Genomic DNA, 19,780 nt, shown 5'->3' on the forward strand with positions numbered 1-19,780 from the left:
AGCCCGCACCCGCAGACGGCATCAGCGGATTTTTACCAGCGTGCGCCCGGTGACTTTATTGTCGAGCAGGTCGCGGGCGGCGGCGGGCGCCTGCTCCAGGGCGATCTCCTGCGTGGCCTGCTGGTAAAAGCTGTCCGGCAGGATGCCGGCCAGGCGTTCCCAGGCGGTCTGGCGCTGATGCAGCGGCGTATGTACGGAGTCTATCCCCTGCAGGCGTACGTTGCGCAGGATAAACGGCATTACGGTGGTCGGCAGCTGGTAACCGCCGGCCAGCCCGCAGGCGGCGACGGTGCCGTTATAGTTCATCTGCGCCAGCACGCCGGCCAGCAATTTATCGCCGACGGTATCGACGGCGCCGGCCCAGCGCTGTTTCTCCAGCGGACGCGGTGTTTCGATGTAGTCGCTGCGCGGCAGCACCTCTTTGGCGCCCAGCGCCTTCAGGTAGTCGGTATTGCTGTCGCGGCCGCTGATGGCGGTCACCCGGTAACCGAGCGCCGACAGCACGGCGATGGCGGTGCTGCCGACGCCGCCGCTGGCGCCGGTCACCAGCACCTCGCCGTCATCCGGGCGCACGCCGCCGTCCTCCAGCGCCATCACGCACAGCATGGCGGTCAGGCCGGCGGTGCCGATAATCATCGCCTGGCGTTCATCCAGCCCTTTCGGCAGGGGCACCAGCCATTCGCCGGCGACGCGGGCCTGCTCTGCCAGGCCGCCCCAATGGTTTTCCCCGACGCCCCAACCGGTCAGCACCACGCTGTCTCCCTCGCTAAAGCGCGGATCTTTGCTGCTGCGTACCGTACCGGCGAAATCAATCCCCGGCACCATAGGAAAGTGGCGGACGATTTTGCCTTTGCCGGTGATGGCCAGCGCATCTTTATAGTTGAGGCTGGACCAGTTCACATCGACCGTTACGTCGCCTTCCGGCAAACGGTCGTCGTCGATATCCTGCACCTGGCTGATGATTTGCTCGCCGTGTTGTTCCAGTAATAATGCGCGCATGTCACTGTCCTCTTGTTTATCTCGGTTTGCTGGCATGTTGCCGAGTCATGACCTCAGTCATAAAGATCGCGAGAATAATTCATTAAAATGATGCTTTAATCCAACTCATTTGACTATATGCATAATAGGTAAGTGATGCTCTGATAAAGAACAAAAAATTACCGTTTAAAGGTTCCTTTCCGCGGCGAGGCTTGTTAGCTTGGATGCGCTTTAACCCGGCCGTAATGTTCCTGGCGGTATTCTGAAAAAACAGACAGTTAACCATAAAGTCGGGTTATGCTGTTGCACCTTTATCAGTTGGCTGGCACCTTTTTATTTCAATGGGTGCATACTCACTTAACCATAGCGGACAAGGCACAGGGATGCGATTTACCACCAAACTCTCTGCACTAATCACCCTGCTCGTTGCGCTGGCCATGTTTTTTATGCTGATGGGGTGCTCATACAGTTTTTTTTATGTCACTCAGGAGCGCATGGAGCGCCGCTTCGATGCGCTGGTCACTTCGCTTGACCAGTCGATGCTGCATAGCTCGCTGCAGGCGCAGACGCAGTGGCTGCCGCTGGTGATGAGGCCGCTCGGCATTGTGGAACTGCGCGTTGAAAGCGCCAGCGGCATTCTGTTCAACTATGAACTGCCCGTGTTAACGGGCGAGCCAAGAGCCGCGCCCAGCAGCCATCGCTATACCTCTTTGCCGCTGATGCAACACCCCGGCAGTACGCTGAATATCACCTATCTCGATCCATTCGCCAGCGATGGCTATTCGCTGCGTTCGACCCTGGCCGTCACGCTGGCGATTGTCGTCATGCTGGTGGTGCTGCTGTTCAGCCTGCGCTGGCTGCGTGAGCAGGCCGCCGGCGAGGATCGTCTGGCCTGGCGGGCGCGACGCATTCTAAACGGCGAGCGTGAAGAGGTGATGCAGGGTGATATGCGGGAGTGGCCGCCGAGCGTCAGCAGCGCGCTGGATCGCCTGCTGGCGGATCTGGCCGAGGCGCGTGAGGAGCGGACGCGGGTGGATACGCTGATCCGCGCTTTTGCCGCTCAGGATGCGAAAACCGGGCTGAATAACCGCCTGTTTTTCGACAACCAACTGACCACGCAACTGGAAGAAGAAGGGTCGCACGGCATTGTGATGATGGTGCGCCTGCCGGATTTTGAAACGCTGCGCGAAACCCATGGCGCCGCGATGGTGCAGGAGCTGATGTATTCGCTGGTCAATCTGCTGTCTACTTTTGTGCTGCGCTATCCTTCGGCGCTGCTGGCGCGCTATTTCCACAGCGATTTTACCGTGCTGCTGCCGCACCGCACGCTGAAAGAGGCGGACGGCATCGCCGCGCAGTTAGTGAATGCTATCGATGCGTTGCCTGCGACGCCGATGATTGAACGGGAAGCCTTTTTGCATATCGGCATTGTCGCCTACCGCAGCGGCCAGACGACCGAGCAGGTGATCGATCGTGCCGAACAGGCGACGCGTCACGCCACGCTGCAGGGCGAAAACGGCTGGTATGTGTACGACAGTCAGGTACCGGAGAAGGGGCGCGGCAGCGTGAAATGGCGTACCTTGCTGGAACAAATGCTGGAGCGCGGCGGCCCGCGGCTGTATCAGAAGCCGGCGGTGACGGTGAAAGGCGAGGTACACCATCGGGAAATAATGAGTCGTGTTTATGATGGCTCTCAAGAGCTGCTTCCAGCTGAATATATTCCGCTGGTAAAACAGTTCGGGCTGGCGGAGCGCTACGATCGTCTGCAGGTGAGCCGAATCATACCGCTGCTGGCGCTGTGGCCGGAGGAGACGCTGGCGTTTCCGCTGTGCGTTGACTCATTATTACAGCGCTCGTTTCAATACTGGCTGCGCGATACGTTATTACAGTGTGAAAAAAGTCACCGGCGACGTATTCTGATTGAACTTGCAGAGGCGGATGTGTGTCAACATATCGACCGTTTACGTCCGGTGCTGCGTCTGATTGCCGGGCTGGGCTGCCGCCTGGCGGTGTCGCAGGCGGGGTTAACCGTGGTCAGTACCGCGTATATCAAATCGCTGCAGGTGGAGATCGTTAAACTGCATCCCGGTTTGGTGCGCAGTATTGATAAACGCGACGAGAATCAGCTGTTTGTTCAGAGCCTGTCCAGCGCGTGCGAAGGCACCAGCGCGCAGCTGTTTGCTGCCAGCGTACGCACGCGCGGCGAATGGCAGACGTTAAAAGAGCGTGGGATCCACGGCGGGCAGGGCGACTTTTTTGCCCCGCCGGAGCCTATTGACGTCGGGCGCAAAAAATATTCGCATCGTTATCGCGTTTAACCTGAATATTTGCGCATTTTTCACGTAGAATAACCCGTCTTTTCCCGTCGGACGTTGGTAGGTGCTTACCACCAGTGATAATCAGGGAAAATGTTAGTTTTTATGAGCTGTGTTACGCCGATTTGCGCGTTGACAGGGGTGGTAAACTGAACCTTGGTTCAGGGAATTCAGGCCTCATCCAATTTCCGTGCATTCGAGCAGTAATAATGCAGATTATTTTCACCGAAGTAGAACGTTTTTGCGCCTTGTCGCTGCTTCGTGTGGTTGGTAAAGTAGGCGGATTTTATTTTTCGCCCCCAGCTTGCAGGATTATCCTTTAGTTATGTTTAAGAAATTTCGTGGCATGTTTTCCAATGACTTGTCCATCGATTTGGGTACCGCCAATACCCTTATTTATGTTAAAGGGCAAGGCATTGTACTGAATGAACCGTCGGTGGTTGCCATTCGCCAGGATCGTGCCGGCTCACCCAAGAGCGTAGCGGCTGTGGGCCATGACGCTAAACAGATGCTGGGACGTACTCCCGGCAATATCGCAGCCATTCGTCCGATGAAAGACGGCGTTATCGCCGACTTCTTCGTGACCGAGAAAATGCTGCAACACTTTATCAAGCAGGTGCACAGCAACAGCTTTATGCGCCCAAGCCCGCGCGTGCTGGTGTGTGTGCCGGTCGGCGCCACGCAGGTTGAACGTCGCGCCATCCGCGAATCGGCGCAGGGCGCCGGCGCGCGTGAAGTGTTCCTGATTGAAGAGCCGATGGCGGCCGCCATCGGCGCCGGCCTGCCGGTTTCCGAAGCAACCGGTTCCATGGTGGTGGATATCGGCGGCGGCACCACGGAAGTGGCGGTGATCTCACTGAACGGCGTGGTGTACTCCTCGTCGGTACGCATCGGCGGCGACCGCTTCGATGAAGCGATCATTAACTACGTGCGCCGCAACTACGGCTCGCTGATCGGTGAAGCTACCGCAGAACGCATCAAGCATGAGATCGGCTCGGCCTATCCGGGTGATGAAGTGCGTGAGATCGAAGTACGTGGCCGTAACCTGGCCGAAGGCGTACCGCGCGGCTTTACCCTGAACTCCAATGAAATCCTCGAAGCCCTGCAAGAGCCTCTGACCGGCATCGTCAGCGCGGTGATGGTGGCGCTGGAGCAGTGTCCGCCGGAGCTGGCTTCCGATATTTCGGAACGCGGCATGGTGCTGACCGGCGGCGGTGCGTTGCTGCGCAATCTGGACCGCCTGCTGATGGAAGAAACCGGGATTCCGGTCGTTGTGGCTGAAGATCCGCTGACCTGCGTGGCGCGTGGCGGCGGCAAAGCGTTGGAAATGATCGACATGCACGGCGGCGATTTGTTCAGCGAAGAATAGTCAGCCCCAAGAAGGAGGTATCGTCTAAGATCAATGCATCTTGTACGTTGCCTCCTTCTGTTGTCGAGGAACTCGCATAATTTATGAAGCCGATTTTTAGCAGGGGACCTTCCCTGCAACTGCGACTTTTTTTGGCGGTGATCGTGGCGATTGGCCTGATCGTTGCCGACAGCCGGCTCGGTACGTTCGTAAAAATACGAAACTACATGGATACCGCAGTCAGCCCTTTCTACTTTTTGGCCAACGGGCCGCGTAAGGTTTTGGACAGCGTCTCGGATACGCTGGCTACTCGCCAACAGTTGGAACTCGAAAATCGCGCTTTGCGGCAGGAACTGCTGCTGAAAGGCAGCGATACCCTTCTTCTCGGCCAATTCAAGCAGGAAAATGCCCGCTTGCGTGAACTGCTCGGCTCGCCGCTGCGCCAAGACGAACAAAAAATGGTCACGCAGGTGATCTCGGCCGGCTCCGATCCGTACAGCGATCAGGTGGTGATCGACAAAGGCTCCGATAACGGCGTCTACGAGGGCCAGCCGGTGATCAGCGATAAAGGGGTGGTCGGTCAGGTGGTGGCGGTGGCCAAATACACCAGCCGCGTGCTGCTGATTTGCGATGCCTCCCACGCGCTGCCGATTCAGGTACTGCGCAACGATATTCGCGTGATCGCCGCCGGCAGCGGCTGCGCCGACGATCTGCAGCTGGAGCATCTGCCGGGCAACACCGATATCCGCGTGGGCGACGTGCTGGTGACCTCGGGCCTGGGCGGGCGTTTCCCGGAAGGCTATCCGGTGGCGGTGGTCTCCTCGGTGAAAGTGGATAATCAGCGCGCCTATACGGTGATTCAGGCGCGTCCGACCGCCGGCCTGCAGCGTCTGCGTTACCTGCTGTTGCTGTGGGGTGCTGACCGCAACGGCGATATGCCGCGTCAGCCGGAGGAAGTGCACCGCGTTGCCAACGAACGTCTGATGCAGATGATGCCGCAGGTGTTGCCGTCGGCTGACTCGATGGGGCCGCCGGCGCCGTTGCCTGCGCCCGCTACCGGCGCCGTGACGCAGCCGTCGGCCGCCGCGACGCCGCCCGCCGCGGCAGGAGCGCGCTGATGAACCGTTACCGTAGCCACGGACGCTGGATCATTTGGCTCTCTTTCCTGATTGCGCTGGTGCTGCAGATTATGCCGTGGCCGGAGCAGATTTATATGTTCCGCCCTTCGTGGGTCGCGCTGATTCTGATCTATTGGGTGATGGCGCTGCCGCATCGGGTCAACGTCGGCACCGGCTTTGTGCTGGGGTTGATCGTGGATCTGATCCTGGGCTCGACCCTGGGCGTGCGCGCGCTGGCGTTGGGGATTATCGCCTATCTGGTGGCGTTCAAATTCCAGCTGTTCCGTAATATGGCGCTGTGGCAGCAGGCGTTGATCGTGATGCTGCTGTCGCTGGCGATGGATGTGGTGGTGTTCTGGGTGGAGTTTTTAGTGATCAACGTCTCTTTCCGCCCGGAAGTGTTCTGGAGTAGTGTGGTTAACGGTATTTTATGGCCGTGGCTATTCCTGCTGATGCGTAAGATTCGCCGTCAGTTCGCCGTACAATAACGACGTAACAAGGGGAGTTTAATGACTTCGCTCTATTTGGCTTCAGGTTCCCCCCGTCGGCGTGAATTGCTGACGCTGCTTGGCGTACAGTTCGACATTATTCTGACCCATACCGAAGAACTGCGGCAGCCGGGGGAAAGCGCGGAGGCCTATGTACGCCGGCTGGCGCAGGATAAAGCGCGGGCGGGCGTGGCATTGGCTGAGGAAGATCGGCCGGTGCTCGGCGCCGACACCATCGTGGTGCTGAACGGAAGAGTGCTGGAAAAGCCGCGCGACGCGGCGCATGCCGCAGAGATGCTGAGCCTGCTGTCCGGTAAACAGCATCAGGTGATCACCGCGGTGGCGATTGCCGACCGTCAGGACCTGCTGTGTCAGCAGGTGGTCACCGATGTGACCTTCCGCACGCTGTCGCAGCAGGATATCGCCGATTATATTGCAACGGGCGAACCGATGGATAAAGCGGGCGCCTATGGGATTCAGGGAAAGGGTGGTTGTTTCGTCAGAACCCTCACCGGCAGTTATCACGCCGTGATGGGATTACCGTTGGTCGAAACACATGAGCTGCTCAGTAATTTTGTCGCATTACGAGATGTAAGAACCGGTTGAGGGCGGCGGCATGCGCTCGCGACCGGCTCTGAGGAGAAGACATGACAGCTGAGCTACTGGTAAATATCACACCGTCTGAAACGCGGGTTGCCTATATTGACGGCGGCATCCTGCAAGAGATCCACATCGAACGCGAATCCAAGCGCGGCATCGTCGGCAATATCTACAAAGGCCGGGTGAGCCGGGTGCTGCCGGGCATGCAGGCGGCCTTTGTCGATATCGGCCTGGAGAAGGCGGCGTTTCTGCACGCCTCCGATATTATGCCGCACACCGAGTGCGTGGCGGGCGACGAACGGAAAAACTTCCACGTGCGCGATATCGCCGAACTGGTGCGCCAGGGGCAGGATCTGGTGGTGCAGGTGGTGAAAGATCCGCTGGGCACCAAAGGTGCGCGCCTGACCACCGACATCACGCTGCCTTCCCGCTACCTGGTATTTATGCCTGGCGCGGCGCACGTCGGCGTTTCGCAGCGTATTGAAAGCGAGGCCGAGCGCGAACGGCTGAAAAAAATCGTCGCCGATTACTGCGACGAGCTGGGCGGCTTTATCATCCGCACCGCGGCAGAAGGCATTGGTGATGAGGAACTGGCGCAGGACGCCGCGTTCCTCAAGCGCCTGTGGACCAAGGTAATGGAGCGTAAAAAACGCAACCAGACCAAATATATGCTGTACGGCGAACTGGCGCTGGCGCAGCGTATCCTGCGTGATTTCGCCGGCGCGGCGCTCGATCGCATCCGCGTGGACTCGCGCCTGACGCACGATTTGCTGGTGGAGTTCACCGGCGAATATATCCCGGACATCAGCGGCAAGCTGGAGTTATATACCGGCAGCCAGCCGATCTTCGATCTGTACGACGTGGAGAACGAAATCCAGCGTGCGCTGGAGCGTAAGGTGGAGCTGAAGTCCGGCGGTTATCTGATCATCGATCAGACCGAGGCGATGACCACCATCGATATCAACACCGGCGCCTTTGTTGGCCACCGTAACCTCGACGAAACCATTTTCAATACCAATATTGAAGCGACGCAGGCTATCGCCCGCCAGCTGCGGCTGCGTAATCTTGGCGGCATTATTATCATCGATTTTATTGATATGAATAATGATGAACACCGCCGGCGGGTGCTGCACTCGCTGGAGCAGGCGCTGAGCAAGGATCGGGTCAAAACCACCATCAACGGTTTTTCACAGCTTGGGCTGGTGGAAATGACGCGTAAACGCACGCGTGAAAGTATTGAACATGTGCTGTGCAACGACTGTCCTACCTGTAACGGGCGCGGCACGGTCAAGACGGTTGAGACGGTATGCTATGAAATCTTGCGCGAAATCGTCCGCGTGCACCATGCTTATGATACCGACCGTTTTCTGGTTTACGCCTCGGCCGCGGTAGGCGAAGCGCTGAAAAGCGAGGAGTCGCACGCGCTGGCGGAGGTGGAAATCTTCGTCGGCAAGCAGGTTAAAGTACAGATTGAACCGTTATACAGCCAGGAGCAGTTTGACGTCGTTATGATGTAAGTCAGCTGTGATTGGCAGGGTCCGCATGCGGAACCCATTCATTCCCGTTGCCGGGCAGCGGAAGCAAGGAGATAGAGTGAAGCGACTGCCTGGGATTTTGTTGGCAACAGGCGCCACGTTAATTGTCGCCGTGGCGTTGCTGGTCAGTGGGCTGCGCCTGGCGCTGCCGGAACTGAACAGCTATCGCCCACAGTTGCTGGCGAAAGTTTCGGCGCTCTCCGGCGTGCCGGTGCAGGCCGATTTTATTCAGGGCAGTTGGGAGAGCTTCGGCCCGCGGCTGGAGGTGCGCAATCTGCGCGCCGCGATGACCAAAAGTGACCTGCATATCGATCGGGTTACGCTGGCGCTCGACGTCTGGCAGTCGCTATTACACTGGCGCTGGCAATTCCGCGATCTCACCTTTTATCAGCTGCAGCTGGATATCAATACCACGCTGGGTGGCGATAAAAACAAGGGCAGCACCGTTCAGCCCGGCACCGTCAGCGATCTGCTGCTGTATCAGTTTGACCACTTCGACCTGCGCGACAGCCGCGTCTCTTTCCTGACGCCGTCCGGCCCGCGCGCCGAGGTTGCCATTCCGCAGCTGACCTGGCTGAACAGCGATCAGCGTCACCGTGCCGAGGGGCAAATCAGCCTGTCGACGTTTAACGGCCAGCACGGCGCGGTGCAGGTGCGGATGGATCTGCATGATAACAAAGGGCTGCTGAATACCGGCACGGTGTACCTGCAGGCCGATGATATCGATATGAAGCCGTGGTTCAGCCGCTGGCTCAAGTCCAATACCGGTCTGGAAAGCGCTGACTTCAGCCTGGCCGCCTGGCTGCAGGTGCAGCAGGGTGAAATTTATGGCGGCAACGCTTTGCTGAAACAGGGCGCAGCCCGCTGGACGGTCGGCGGCGACGCGCACCGGCTGGAGGTCGATAATTTAGCGCTGGCGGTAAAACGTCAGGGCGGCGGCTGGCAGCTGGATGTGCCGCAGCTGAATATTAAAACCGACGGTCAGGCCTGGCCGCAGGGGATGTTGTCCGGGCTGTGGCTACCGGAAAACAGCCGGTTTATCGGGCCGGAACAGCAGGAAGAGCTGCGTATCCGCGCTACCGACATCCAGCTGGAGCGGCTGTCGTCGCTGCTGCCGACGTTCTCGTTCCTCAGCCCGGATATGCTGGAGCGCTGGCAAGATATCCGGCCGCAGGGGCGGGTGGACGCGCTGGCGCTGGATATTCCGCTGAAACAGCCGGAGAGAAGCCGGTTTCAGGCGCGCTGGCGCGACCTGAGCTGGCAGCACTGGCAGCTGTTGCCGGGGGTAAACCACTTCAGCGGCGCGCTCAGCGGCGGGGTGGAAAACGGCAGGCTGGATCTCGACCTGAAAAACAGCACGTTGCCGTATGGCGATATGTTCCGGGCGCCGCTGGAAATCAGCAGCGCCAGCGGGGCGCTGAACTGGCGCTATGGCGCGCAGGGCTGGGAGCTTTCCAGCCAGAACCTGGATGTGAAAGCCAAATCGCTGTGGGCGAATGGTGACTTCCGCTATCGGCAGCCGGCCAAGGGCGAGCCTTGGCTGAGTATTCTGGCGGGCATTCGTCTGTCCGACGGCGCCGACGCCTGGCGCTACTTCCCGGAGCCGCTGATGGGCACTCACCTGGTCGATTACCTGAGCGGCGCCATTCAGGGCGGGCAGGTGGATAACGCCTCGCTGATCTATGCCGGCAACCCGCATCAGTTCCCCTATAAGCATAATGAGGGGCACTTTGAGGTGTATGTGCCGCTGCGCCACTCAACCTTCCAGTTCCAGCCGGGCTGGCCGGCGCTGAAAGATCTGGCCATCGATCTGGATTTCCGCAACGACGGCCTGTGGATGCAGGCGCCGGCCACCAGGCTGGGCAAGGTGGACGGCAAAAACGTCCGCGCGGTCATCCCGGACTACAGTAAACAGCGTCTGCTGATTGACGCCGACGTGGCGGGCGCCGGGCCGGATGTGCGGGACTACTTTATGCAAACGCCGCTGCATGATTCCATCGGCGGCGCGCTGGAACAGCTGCAGGTCGGTGGGGATGTCAGTGGGCGCTTACATCTTGATATCCCGTTGAACGGCAAGCTGGTGGCGGCTAAAGGTGAGGTCACGCTGAACAATAACTCGCTGTTGGTGAAACCGCTGGACAGCACGTTGGAAAAGGTCAGCGGCAAATTTACCTTCGATAACGGCAACCTGGCCAGTAACACCCTGACGGCGAACTGGTTTGGTCAGCCGATGGCGGTGAACTTCACCACCGAAGAAGGGGCAAAGGATTATAAGGTCAATGTCGGCCTGAAGGGCGACTGGCAGCCGGGCAAGATCCCGGAGGTGCCGCCGGAGGTGGCGAAAGCGCTGTCCGGCAGCGCGCCGTGGAACGGCAAGGTGGCGATTACCCTGCCGCACGGCGGGGCGGCCAGTTACGATATCGGTCTTAACGCTGACCTGAAGAGTGTGAGCAGTCACTTACCTCCACCGCTAGATAAACCGGCGGGTGAACCGTTGCCGGTGAACGTCAAGGTACAGGGCGGCCTTAACGGTTTCAAACTGAACGGCAGCGCCGGTAAACAAAACTACTTCAACAGCGCCTGGTCCTTCGGCCGGCAGCAGGTTTCGCTGGACCGCGCCGCGTGGCGCACCGGCGGCGGCGTGCCGCCGCTGCCGCAAAGCCCGTCGCTGACGCTTAACCTGCCGCCACTGGACGGTGAAAAATGGCTGGCGCTGCTGTCGCCTGCGCTGAAGCAGTCCGGCGGCGCTCAGGGCAAGGTCGGCAGCTTCCGCTTCCCGACCACGGTGGCGTTGAGCACCCCGCAGCTGCTGCTGGGCGGCCAGGCCTGGCATCAGCTGGAGCTGGCGGCGCGCCAGCAGTTTGGCGGCGTCAGCGTCAGTGCCAAAGGTAAGGAGATCGACGGCAGCGTATTGATCGCCGATAAAGGCCCGTGGCGCGCCGATATCAATTACCTGTATTACAACCCGCAGTTTGCCGACGACAAGCCGGCACCGCTCGCGGCGCAGCCGTCAGCGCCGGCGCAGCGCGTCTCCTTCCGCGGCTGGCCGTCCGTGATGCTGCGCTGCCAGAGCTGTTGGCTCCTCGGACAGAAGCTGGGCAAGGTCGAGGCCGATGTGAAAAACGCCGGCGATACGCTGACGCTGGAGCACGGGCTGATCGATACCGGTAAGGGACGGGTCAGCGCCACCGGCCTGTGGAAGCAGAATGCGCAGGAAGAGCGCACCGCGCTGAAGGGGAAACTGCTGGGGCGCAAAATTGACGATACCGCCAGTTTCCTCGGCATCACCACGCCGCTGAAAGACGCGCCCTATGATGTGGACTTCGACCTGCACTGGCGCGGGCAGCCGTGGAAGCCGAAGCTGAACACCTTCAACGGCACCATGAAGCTGGCGATGGGCAAGGGGGAGATCGACAGCATCGGCGGCGGCCGGGCCGGGCAGCTATTGCGCCTGGTAAGTTTCGATGCGCTGCTGCGTAAGCTACAGTTTGATTTCAGCGACACGTTCGGCAACGGGTTCTACTTTGATTCCATCCGCAGCACCATCTGGATGAAAGATGGCATAATGCATACCGACAACCTGCTGGTTGACGGGCTGGCGGCGGATATCGCCATGAGCGGCCAGGTCGATCTGGTGCAGCGCCGGCTTGATATGCAGGCGGTGGTGGCGCCGGAGATTTCAGCGACGGTCGGGGTGGCGACAGCGTTTGTCATCAACCCAATCGTCGGCGCCGCGGTATTCGCCGCGTCGAAGGCGCTGGGGCCGCTGTGGAACAAGATTTCGCTGATTCGCTACCATATCGGCGGCAGCCTGGATCAGCCGACCATCAATGAGGTGTTGCGTAAGCCAAAAGAGGATAAGGCGTCATGAAAAATGCCAATATTGCGTTGTTACAACTGTGCAGCGGCGATCGCGTCCGGGATAACCTGGCGCAGATTGAGCAGCAGATCAAGCAGCTCAATACCGGTGTGAAACTGGTGATGACGCCGGAAAATGCCTTGCTGTTCGCCGACGCCGAGGCGTATCGTCAGCATGCCGAGCAGGAAGGCGACGGTCCGCTGCAGCAGGCGGTGCGCGATCTGGCGCGCCGCTACGGCGTCTGGCTGCTGATCGGCTCGATGCCGTTAATCAGCCGTGAAGATCCGCAGCGCATCACTACCAGCAGCCTGCTGTTCGACGAACAGGGCGAGCTGCGCGGGCGTTACGATAAGCTGCATATGTTCGATGTCGATATCAACGACGTACATGCGCACTATCGCGAATCAGATACCTATCAGCATGGCCGGCAACTGACGGTGGTGGATACGCCGGTCGGCCGCCTCGGGATGACTATCTGTTATGATCTGCGTTTTCCCGGGCTGTATCAGGCGCTGCGCGATCAGGGGGCAGAGCTGATTTCCGTACCTTCCGCCTTTACCCGCGTTACCGGCGAGGCGCACTGGGAGATTCTGCTGCGTGCCCGGGCGATTGAGAACCAGTGCGTGATCCTGGCGCCCGCGCAGGTTGGCCGCCATGGCCAGACGCGCCGTACCTGGGGACATACCATGGCGGTGGACGGCTGGGGGAATATTATGAAAGAGAACCCCGACGCCGTGTCCGCCATTAAAGTGCGCGTCGACACCGAGGTGCTGAAGACCATGCGCGCCCAGATGCCGGTGCGGCAGCACAACAGATTCCAGACGTCGCTGCAGGCGCCGTCTGAACATAAATCCTCCAATCAAGAGTGAAAAAATTATGAGCCTGACGCTTGTCAGTGAGCAGTTACTTACTGCCAATAAGCTGAGTCATCAAGACCTGCATTCGGTATTGGGGCAACTGTCCGAACGCCGACTCGACTATGCCGATCTCTATTTCCAGTCCAGCTACCACGAAGCCTGGGTGATTGAAGACGGCATCATTAAAGACGGCTCTTACAATATCGATCAGGGCGTCGGCGTGCGCGCCGTCAGCGGCGAGAAAACCGGTTTCGCCTATGCCGACCAGATTACCCTTAACGCGCTGAACCAGAGCGCCCAGGCCGCGCGCAGCATCGTGCGCGAACAGGGAGACGGCAAGGCGCATACGCTGGGCGAAATTCGTCACCAGGCACTGTATCCGCTGCTCGATCCGCTGCAAAGCCTGCCGCGTGAAGAGAAAATCGCCCTGCTGCACCGGGTGGACAAGGTTGCCCGCGCCGCCGATAAGCGCGTGCAGGAAGTGACGGCCAGCGTGACCGGCGTTTATGAGCAGGTACTGGTGGCGGCTACCGACGGCACGCTGGCGGCGGATGTGCGTCCGCTGGTGCGTCTTTCCGTCAGCGTGCTGGTGGAAGAAGACGGCAAGCGTGAGCGGGGTTCCAGCGGCGGTGGCGGCCGTTTCGGCTATGACTATTTCCTGGAAGCGGTGGACGGTGAAGTGCGCGCCGACGCCTTCGCCAAAGAGGCGGTGCGCATGGCGCTGGTTAACCTGTCGGCGGTTGCCGCGCCGGCGGGCGGTATGCCGGTGGTGCTGGGCGCAGGCTGGCCGGGCGTGCTGCTGCATGAAGCGGTCGGCCACGGCCTGGAGGGGGACTTCAACCGCCGCGGCTCGTCGGTCTTCAGCGGACAGATGGGGCAGTTGGTGGCGTCGGAGCTTTGCACCGTGGTGGATGACGGCACCATGCAGGGACGTCGCGGTTCGCTGGCTATCGATGACGAAGGCGTGCCCGGCCAGTATAACGTGCTGATCGAAAACGGCGTGCTGAAGGGCTATATGCAGGACAAACTGAATGCGCGCCTGATGGGCGTAGCGCCGACCGGCAACGGCCGCCGCGAATCTTATGCGCACCTGCCGATGCCGCGCATGACCAACACCTACATGCTGGCGGGCCAGTCGACGCCGGAAGAGATTATCGCCAGCGTAGAGTACGGCCTGTATGCGCCGAACTTTGGCGGCGGACAGGTGGACATCACCTCCGGCAAGTTCGTCTTCTCCACCTCCGAGGCCTACCTGATCGAGAAAGGGCGCATCACCAAACCGGTGAAAGGCGCGACGCTGATCGGCTCCGGCATTGAGGCGATGCAGCAGATCTCGATGGTTGGCAACGATCTGGCGCTGGATAAAGGCGTCGGCGTCTGCGGTAAAGAGGGGCAGAGCGTGCCGGTGGGCGTCGGCCAGCCGACGCTGAAGCTGGATAACCTGACGGTGGGCGGCACGGCGTAAGCGCTCAGACCGCCGTTTGGTCCGTCAGATATGCCGGTCGGCTCACCCCGACCGGTATTTTTTTGTCTTTTATTACCGGCGTGTCAGCGGTAGCCCTGATAAAGCTCGCCGACCTTTTGGAAGTATTCGGTCAGGTAGTTGATACAGACCTGCACTTTCAGCGGCAGTTTGTCCTTTTCGGTATACAGCGCATACACCGGGCGCGGATCGGAATGGTAGCGTTTGAACAGAATCTCCACTTCGCCGCGTTTGATTTCGTCGATCACCCACATCAACGGCGCATAGGCGATGCCGGCGCCGGCTTTCAGCCAGCGGATCATGGTTTGTGAATCGTTGGTGACAAAGCGCCCCTGCGGCGAAATGCGCGTGCTGATGCCCTCCGGGGCAATCAGTTCAAACTCGCTGTCCGGCCGCACGCTGTACTCCAGCCAGGAAAAATTCACCATATCGCTGGGAGTGCGCGGCGTGCCGTGCGCGGCCAGGTAACTTTTGGCGGCGCATACCACCATCGGCATCGAGCCCAGCCGCTTGGAGAACAGGCTGGAATCCTGCAGCGCGCCGACGCGGATCACCACGTCCAGCCCGTCGGCGATCAGATCGGGCGCCGGAATGCCGGTGACCAGATTCACCTTCAGGCCGGGATACTCTTTCAGCATATCGGCGGTCATGGTGGCCAGTACGTTTTGCGCCATGGTTGAAGAGCTGCCGATGCGTAAGTTGCCGGTCGGGGTATTATTAAAGGCGTACAGCTGCTCGTGGACTTCGTTGGCTTCCAGCAGCATGCGGCGGCAGCCCTGATAATAGATTTTACCCGCTTCTGTCAGGCCGATGCTGCGCGTGCTGCGGTTGAGCAGCTTGACCTGCAAATCATTTTCCAGTTTGGACACGGTCTGGCTGATGGAGGATACGCTCATGCCTAACTGGCGCGCGGCGGCGGTAAATGAACCGCACTCAACCACTTTGGCGTATACCGACATCCGTTTTAGTCTTTCCATTATTCACTCTGGCTTAAAAGTGATTTAGATCACAGATTGTTGATGACTTGATAGTAAGCAGGCTAATATAACCAGTGCCGGGTGTAAAACTTGTGCGCAGAAGCGCGGTATTCAGATGCTGCGCGATGTGCCCGTTGCAGCGCGACCCGGTTGCCCTCGCACTTTCTTATCGCGGATGTATGCCTTGAGTTTAACCTTTTTTCAGGTTTATAGCCTGGACAACCTGTCTGGGCATAGGGTGTGGCGCGCATTCGCTAAAATGTAAATATAATGTGAATTAATATGAGTAAGACGTGTCTTCCCCGGCGTAGTAAACAATAAGGAAAAAATGATGAGTTTGCTTCCGGTGATGGTTATCTTCGGACTGTCGTTTCCCCCGGTATTTTTCGAGCTGATCGTGTCGCTGGCGCTGTTTTTTGTGCTGCGTCGACTGCTACAGCCGACCGGTATTTATGATTTTGTCTGGCATCCGGCGCTGTTCAATACTGCGCTGTATTGCTGCCTGTTTTATCTGATTTCGTGTCTTTTTGTTTGAGGTCGCTGTGAAAACATTTTCAATAAAAATAGCCAGAATCGCGATCACTCTGATCCTTGTCCTGCTGGGGATTATCGCCGTCTTCAAGGCCTGGGTGTTTTATACCGAATCGCCGTGGACGCGTGACGCCAAATTTACCGCCGATGTGGTGGCGATCGCGCCGGACGTCAGCGGTCTGCTGAGCGATGTGTTGGTGACAGATAACCAACTGGTGAAAAAGGGCCAGGTGCTGTTTGTGGTCGATCAGCCGCGCTATCAGCAGGCGTTGGCGGAAGCCGGCGCCGACGTGGCGTATTACCAGGCGCTGGCCGCAGAGAAAAAGCGTGAGGCGAGCCGCCGCGTGCGTCTGGGCGTTGACGCCATGTCGCGCGAAGAGATTGAACAGGCCAGCAACGCGCTGGAAACCGTACAGCACCAGCTGGCGAAGGCGATCGCGGTGCGCGATCAGGCCAAGCTCGATCTGGAGCGTACCACGGTGCGTGCGCCGGCGGACGGTTGGATAACCAACCTGACCGTGCACGCCGGCGATTTTATCACCCGCGGTTCCACCGCGGTGGCGCTGGTGAAAAAGAACACCTTCTATATTCTGGCCTATATGGAAGAGACCAAGCTGCACGGCCTGAACCGCGGCGATCGCGCAGAGATTACTCCGCTCGGCAGCAACCGTATTATGCACGGTACGGTGGACAGCGTGGCGGCGGCGGTGAACAACAGCAGCAGCAGCAATGACAGCAAAGGCCTGGCTGCCATCGACAGCAACCTGGAGTGGGTGCGTCTGGCGCAGCGCGTGCCGGTAAAAATCATGCTGGATGCGAAAGACCAGCAGCATCCATACCCTGCCGGCACGACGGCCACCGTGGTGATCACCGGCCAGAACGACCGCGATAGCGACCGCGAGTCGCCGTTCGTCAAGCTGATGCACCGGCTGCGTGAGTTCGGTTAATGAATAACCCAACCTTTATCCGCTTGAGATTTGCGTTCAAACTGAGTTTTGCGATCGTCTTCGCACTGTTTGTCGGCTTTCATCTCAACCTGGAAACGCCGCGCTGGTCGGCAATGACCGCCGCCATCGTCGCCGCCGGACCGGCCTTTGCCGCCGGCGGCGAGCCGTTTTCCGGCGCTATCCGCTACCGCGGCTGGCTGCGTATTATCGGTACGTTTATCGGCTGCTTTGTCGGCCTGTTGATTATCGTCACCACCGCGCGTGCGCCGGTGGTGATGCTGCTGCTGTGCTGCATCTGGGCCGGCGTCTGCACCTGGATCTCATCGCTGATCAAGGTGGAAAACTCTTACGCCTGGGGGCTGGCAGGCTATACCGCGCTGATCATTATCGTGACGGTGGCCACCAGCGAGTCGCACCTGCTGGAGGCGCCGCAGTTCGCCGTGGAGCGCTGCAGCGAGATCGTGCTGGGGATCGTCAGCGCGGTGCTGGCGGATCTCTTGTTCTCCCCGCGCTCGATCAAACAGGATATCGACCGGGCGGTGGATAACCTGCTGGTGCAGCAGTATAAACTGCTGCAGATGTGTATCAGTAATGCGGACAAGGAAGAGATCGACCGCGCCTGGGGCAACCTGGTGAAAGGCACCACCGCGCTGAACGGCATGCGCGCCAACCTGATGATGGAGTCCTCGCACTGGCAGAAGGTCAACCGCCGCGCGCGTGCGTTGCATACGCTGTCGCTGACGCTGATTACCCAGGCCTGCGAAACCTACCTGATTCTGCTCAACCATCCGGACGCGCTGAGCGAAAATCTGCGCGAACTGCTGATGGAGCCGGCGGAGACGCCGCAGGATATTCACCGCCGCATGAAAGTGATGCGTCAGGTGCTGACGGTGCATCGCACCGATGACACGCTGTTGACGGTATCCAGCTGGGTCGGCGCGGCGACCCGTTACCTGCTGTTGGCAAAAGGCGTGCACACCAACAGCAGCATCAGCGGTGTGGAGGAGGATATCCTCAGCGCAGAAGTCGAAATCAAACCGGCTTCAGCAGAGGGACACCACGCGATGATTAACGGCCTGCGCACCTTTACCGCCACCGCGCTGGGCTGCCTGCTGTGGCTGTGGACCGGCTGGACCTCCGGCAGCGGCTTTATGGTGATTATCGCCGTTATCACCTCGCTGGCGATGCGCACGCCGAACCCGCGCATGGTGGCGATGGACTTTGTACTGGGCATGCTGGTGGCGATACCGCTGGGGGCGCTGTACTTTATGGTGATCATCCCGGCGACGCAGCAAAGCATTCTGCTGCTCTGTCTCAGCCTGGGATTACTGGCGTTTATTATCGGCATTGAGGTACAGAAGCGGCGGCTTGGCTCTCTGGGGACGCTGGCCGGCACCATCAATATTCTGGTGCTCAGCAACCCGATGGAGTTCAACGTTACGCAGTTCCTTGATGCCTCTATCGGCCAGTTCCTCGGCAGCTGCGTCGGTTTGATGGTGCTGCTGCTGATTCGCGATAACTCGCGTGAGCGCACCGGCCGTACGTTGCTGAACAGCTTCGTCAGCAGCGCGGTATCGGCCCTGACCACCAAGGCGGCCAAGCGGCGGGAGAACCACCTGCCGGCGCTGTATCAGCAGCTGAACCAGCTGTTGATGATGTTCCCCAACGATATTGCCAAATACCGTCTGGCGCTGAACCTGATTATTGCGCACCAGCGGATGCAGCGCGCCGAGATCCCCGCCAGCGAAGAGCTGTCGGTGTTCCACCGCCAGATTCGCCGCACCGCCGACCGCGTGGTGAGCGCCAAAAACGAGGTGAAGCGGGCGTATTACTACGATCGTCTGCTCAGCGAAATGAATGAATATCAGCAGAAGCTGGTGGATAACCATGCGCCGCTCAGCGTTACCGGTCCGGTACGTCGTCTGGCGGATATGCTGCATCGTTATCGCCACGCGTTAATTGATTAATCCTGCGCTTTAGCACGCCGCCGGCGGTAATCGGGCCGGGGCGTGCTGTCTTGCCGTTCCTCTAAGACTATACTGAAAAAAGATGCGTTTTTCTGTCGTGGCTGCCGCTGGCGGGGCGGTTACGCGTGTCAGCGACGCCGTAAAATGGCATGATAACAGGCGGCGTCGGGCGTTGCGGCGCGGTGGTTGTGCTGCATCAGGCGCCGGTTCGGCGCGTAATGACTCCCGATGGGAAAGGTTACGCGACGTTCATCTTTCATTCATAATATTCATTTATATAACACAGGGGCGTACAGGCCCGGATGTCAGGGAAAGTCATGAACAAGCGGATTCTCGTGGCGATAGCGATCGCCGTGGCGGTGGCCGGGTTTAACATGCTGCGCGATACCGGCGATCGGGCGATTTCCAACGTACCGGCGGTGGCCGAGAAGGCGTCGGCAAGTATCGACCAGCTGACGCAGCAGCAGCGGGTAGTCAGTTATTTGCAGCGGCATCAGCGTTTGCCGGACTATTACATCAGCAAGAGACAGGCGCGGGAGCAGGGCTGGGACGCACGCAGCGGCAATCTGTGCAGCGTGCTGCCGGGCAAGGCGATTGGCGGCGATCGCTTCTCGAACCGGGAAGGACGGCTGCCGAGCGCCCACAAACGGGTATGGCGTGAAGCGGATATCAATTACCGCTGCGGTCGCCGCGGCGCCGATCGGCTGTTGTATTCCAGCGACGGCCTGATATTCGTTACGCGCGATCACTACAAAAACTTCATTCGGGTGGAGTGAG

At 59.4% G+C, this 19,780-nt stretch carries 15 protein-coding genes; 13 read left to right on the forward strand and 2 right to left on the reverse strand.

Going from position 1 to position 19,780, the window contains the following annotated elements; all coding sequences use genetic code 11:
• Nucleotides 1-21: 21 nt before the first annotated feature.
• Nucleotides 22-999 carry an MDR family oxidoreductase gene (locus HF675_RS02205; RefSeq protein ID WP_187043979.1) on the reverse strand — a complete coding sequence of 326 codons (978 nt, stop codon included), beginning with the start codon at nucleotides 997-999 and terminating at the stop codon, nucleotides 22-24.
• Nucleotides 1,000-1,361: 362 nt separating this feature from the next.
• On the opposite strand from HF675_RS02205, the gene csrD reads away from it, so the two are divergent.
• The 9 genes from csrD to tldD all read left to right on the forward strand — a co-directional run bounded on the left by csrD (nucleotide 1,362) and on the right by tldD (nucleotide 14,563).
• Complete coding sequence (gene csrD, locus HF675_RS02210; RefSeq protein WP_105232793.1) at nucleotides 1,362-3,296, forward strand: RNase E specificity factor CsrD; 1,935 nt, start codon at nucleotides 1,362-1,364, stop codon at nucleotides 3,294-3,296.
• 322 nt (nucleotides 3,297-3,618) lie between these two features.
• A complete protein-coding gene (mreB, locus tag HF675_RS02215) occupies nucleotides 3,619-4,662 on the forward strand; it encodes a rod shape-determining protein MreB (protein WP_003855260.1) in 1,044 nt (347 codons plus the stop codon).
• Between the two features lie 83 nt (nucleotides 4,663-4,745).
• Complete coding sequence (mreC, locus tag HF675_RS02220) at nucleotides 4,746-5,759, forward strand: rod shape-determining protein MreC (RefSeq protein WP_105232792.1); 1,014 nt, start codon at nucleotides 4,746-4,748, stop codon at nucleotides 5,757-5,759.
• Nucleotides 5,759-6,247: a rod shape-determining protein MreD gene (mreD, locus tag HF675_RS02225; protein ID WP_105232791.1), complete on the forward strand. Its 489-nt coding sequence runs from the start codon at nucleotides 5,759-5,761 to the stop codon at nucleotides 6,245-6,247. The genes mreC and mreD overlap by 1 nt, the downstream gene beginning before the upstream one ends.
• Before the next feature lie 21 nt (nucleotides 6,248-6,268).
• Nucleotides 6,269-6,853, forward strand: a complete 585-nt coding sequence (locus tag HF675_RS02230; protein ID WP_105232790.1) for a nucleoside triphosphate pyrophosphatase — start codon at nucleotides 6,269-6,271, stop codon at nucleotides 6,851-6,853.
• Nucleotides 6,854-6,894: 41 nt separating this feature from the next.
• Nucleotides 6,895-8,364 (forward strand): ribonuclease G, encoded by a 1,470-nt coding sequence (rng, locus tag HF675_RS02235; protein ID WP_105232789.1) that lies wholly within the window; start codon nucleotides 6,895-6,897, stop codon nucleotides 8,362-8,364.
• Nucleotides 8,365-8,440: 76 nt separating this feature from the next.
• Entirely contained in the window at nucleotides 8,441-12,253 is a 3,813-nt protein-coding gene (yhdP, locus tag HF675_RS02240; RefSeq protein ID WP_187043980.1) for an AsmA2 domain-containing protein YhdP, read from the forward strand.
• Entirely contained in the window at nucleotides 12,250-13,110 is an 861-nt protein-coding gene (nit1, locus tag HF675_RS02245) for a deaminated glutathione amidase (RefSeq protein ID WP_105232787.1), read from the forward strand. The genes yhdP and nit1 overlap by 4 nt, the downstream gene beginning before the upstream one ends.
• A 7-nt stretch (nucleotides 13,111-13,117) precedes the next feature.
• Nucleotides 13,118-14,563, forward strand: a complete 1,446-nt coding sequence (gene tldD, locus HF675_RS02250; protein WP_111736294.1) for a metalloprotease TldD — start codon at nucleotides 13,118-13,120, stop codon at nucleotides 14,561-14,563.
• An 83-nt stretch (nucleotides 14,564-14,646) separates the two neighbouring features.
• On the opposite strand, the gene aaeR is transcribed toward tldD, so the two are convergent.
• Nucleotides 14,647-15,558 carry an HTH-type transcriptional activator AaeR gene (gene aaeR, locus HF675_RS02255; RefSeq protein WP_105232785.1) on the reverse strand — a complete coding sequence of 304 codons (912 nt, stop codon included), beginning with the start codon at nucleotides 15,556-15,558 and terminating at the stop codon, nucleotides 14,647-14,649.
• A 331-nt stretch (nucleotides 15,559-15,889) separates the two neighbouring features.
• Between aaeR and aaeX the strand changes: the two genes are divergently transcribed.
• From aaeX to HF675_RS02275, 4 genes are all read left to right on the forward strand, one after another.
• Nucleotides 15,890-16,093, forward strand: a complete 204-nt coding sequence (aaeX, locus tag HF675_RS02260) for a p-hydroxybenzoic acid efflux pump operon protein AaeX (RefSeq protein ID WP_004958078.1) — start codon at nucleotides 15,890-15,892, stop codon at nucleotides 16,091-16,093.
• Between the two features lie 7 nt (nucleotides 16,094-16,100).
• Nucleotides 16,101-17,036, forward strand: coding sequence for a p-hydroxybenzoic acid efflux pump subunit AaeA (gene aaeA, locus HF675_RS02265; RefSeq protein WP_105232784.1), 936 nt, complete (start codon nucleotides 16,101-16,103; stop codon nucleotides 17,034-17,036).
• Nucleotides 17,036-19,003 carry a p-hydroxybenzoic acid efflux pump subunit AaeB gene (gene aaeB / locus HF675_RS02270; RefSeq protein ID WP_105232783.1) on the forward strand — a complete coding sequence of 656 codons (1,968 nt, stop codon included), beginning with the start codon at nucleotides 17,036-17,038 and terminating at the stop codon, nucleotides 19,001-19,003. The genes aaeA and aaeB overlap by 1 nt, the downstream gene beginning before the upstream one ends.
• Before the next feature lie 317 nt (nucleotides 19,004-19,320).
• A complete protein-coding gene (locus tag HF675_RS02275) occupies nucleotides 19,321-19,779 on the forward strand; it encodes a ribonuclease domain-containing protein (protein ID WP_105232782.1) in 459 nt (152 codons plus the stop codon).
• The last annotated feature ends 1 nt before the right edge of the window (nucleotide 19,780 follow it).

This window comes from Serratia sp. JUb9 (genome assembly GCF_014298095.1).
GTDB lineage: Bacteria > Pseudomonadota > Gammaproteobacteria > Enterobacterales > Enterobacteriaceae > Serratia_B > Serratia_B rhizosphaerae.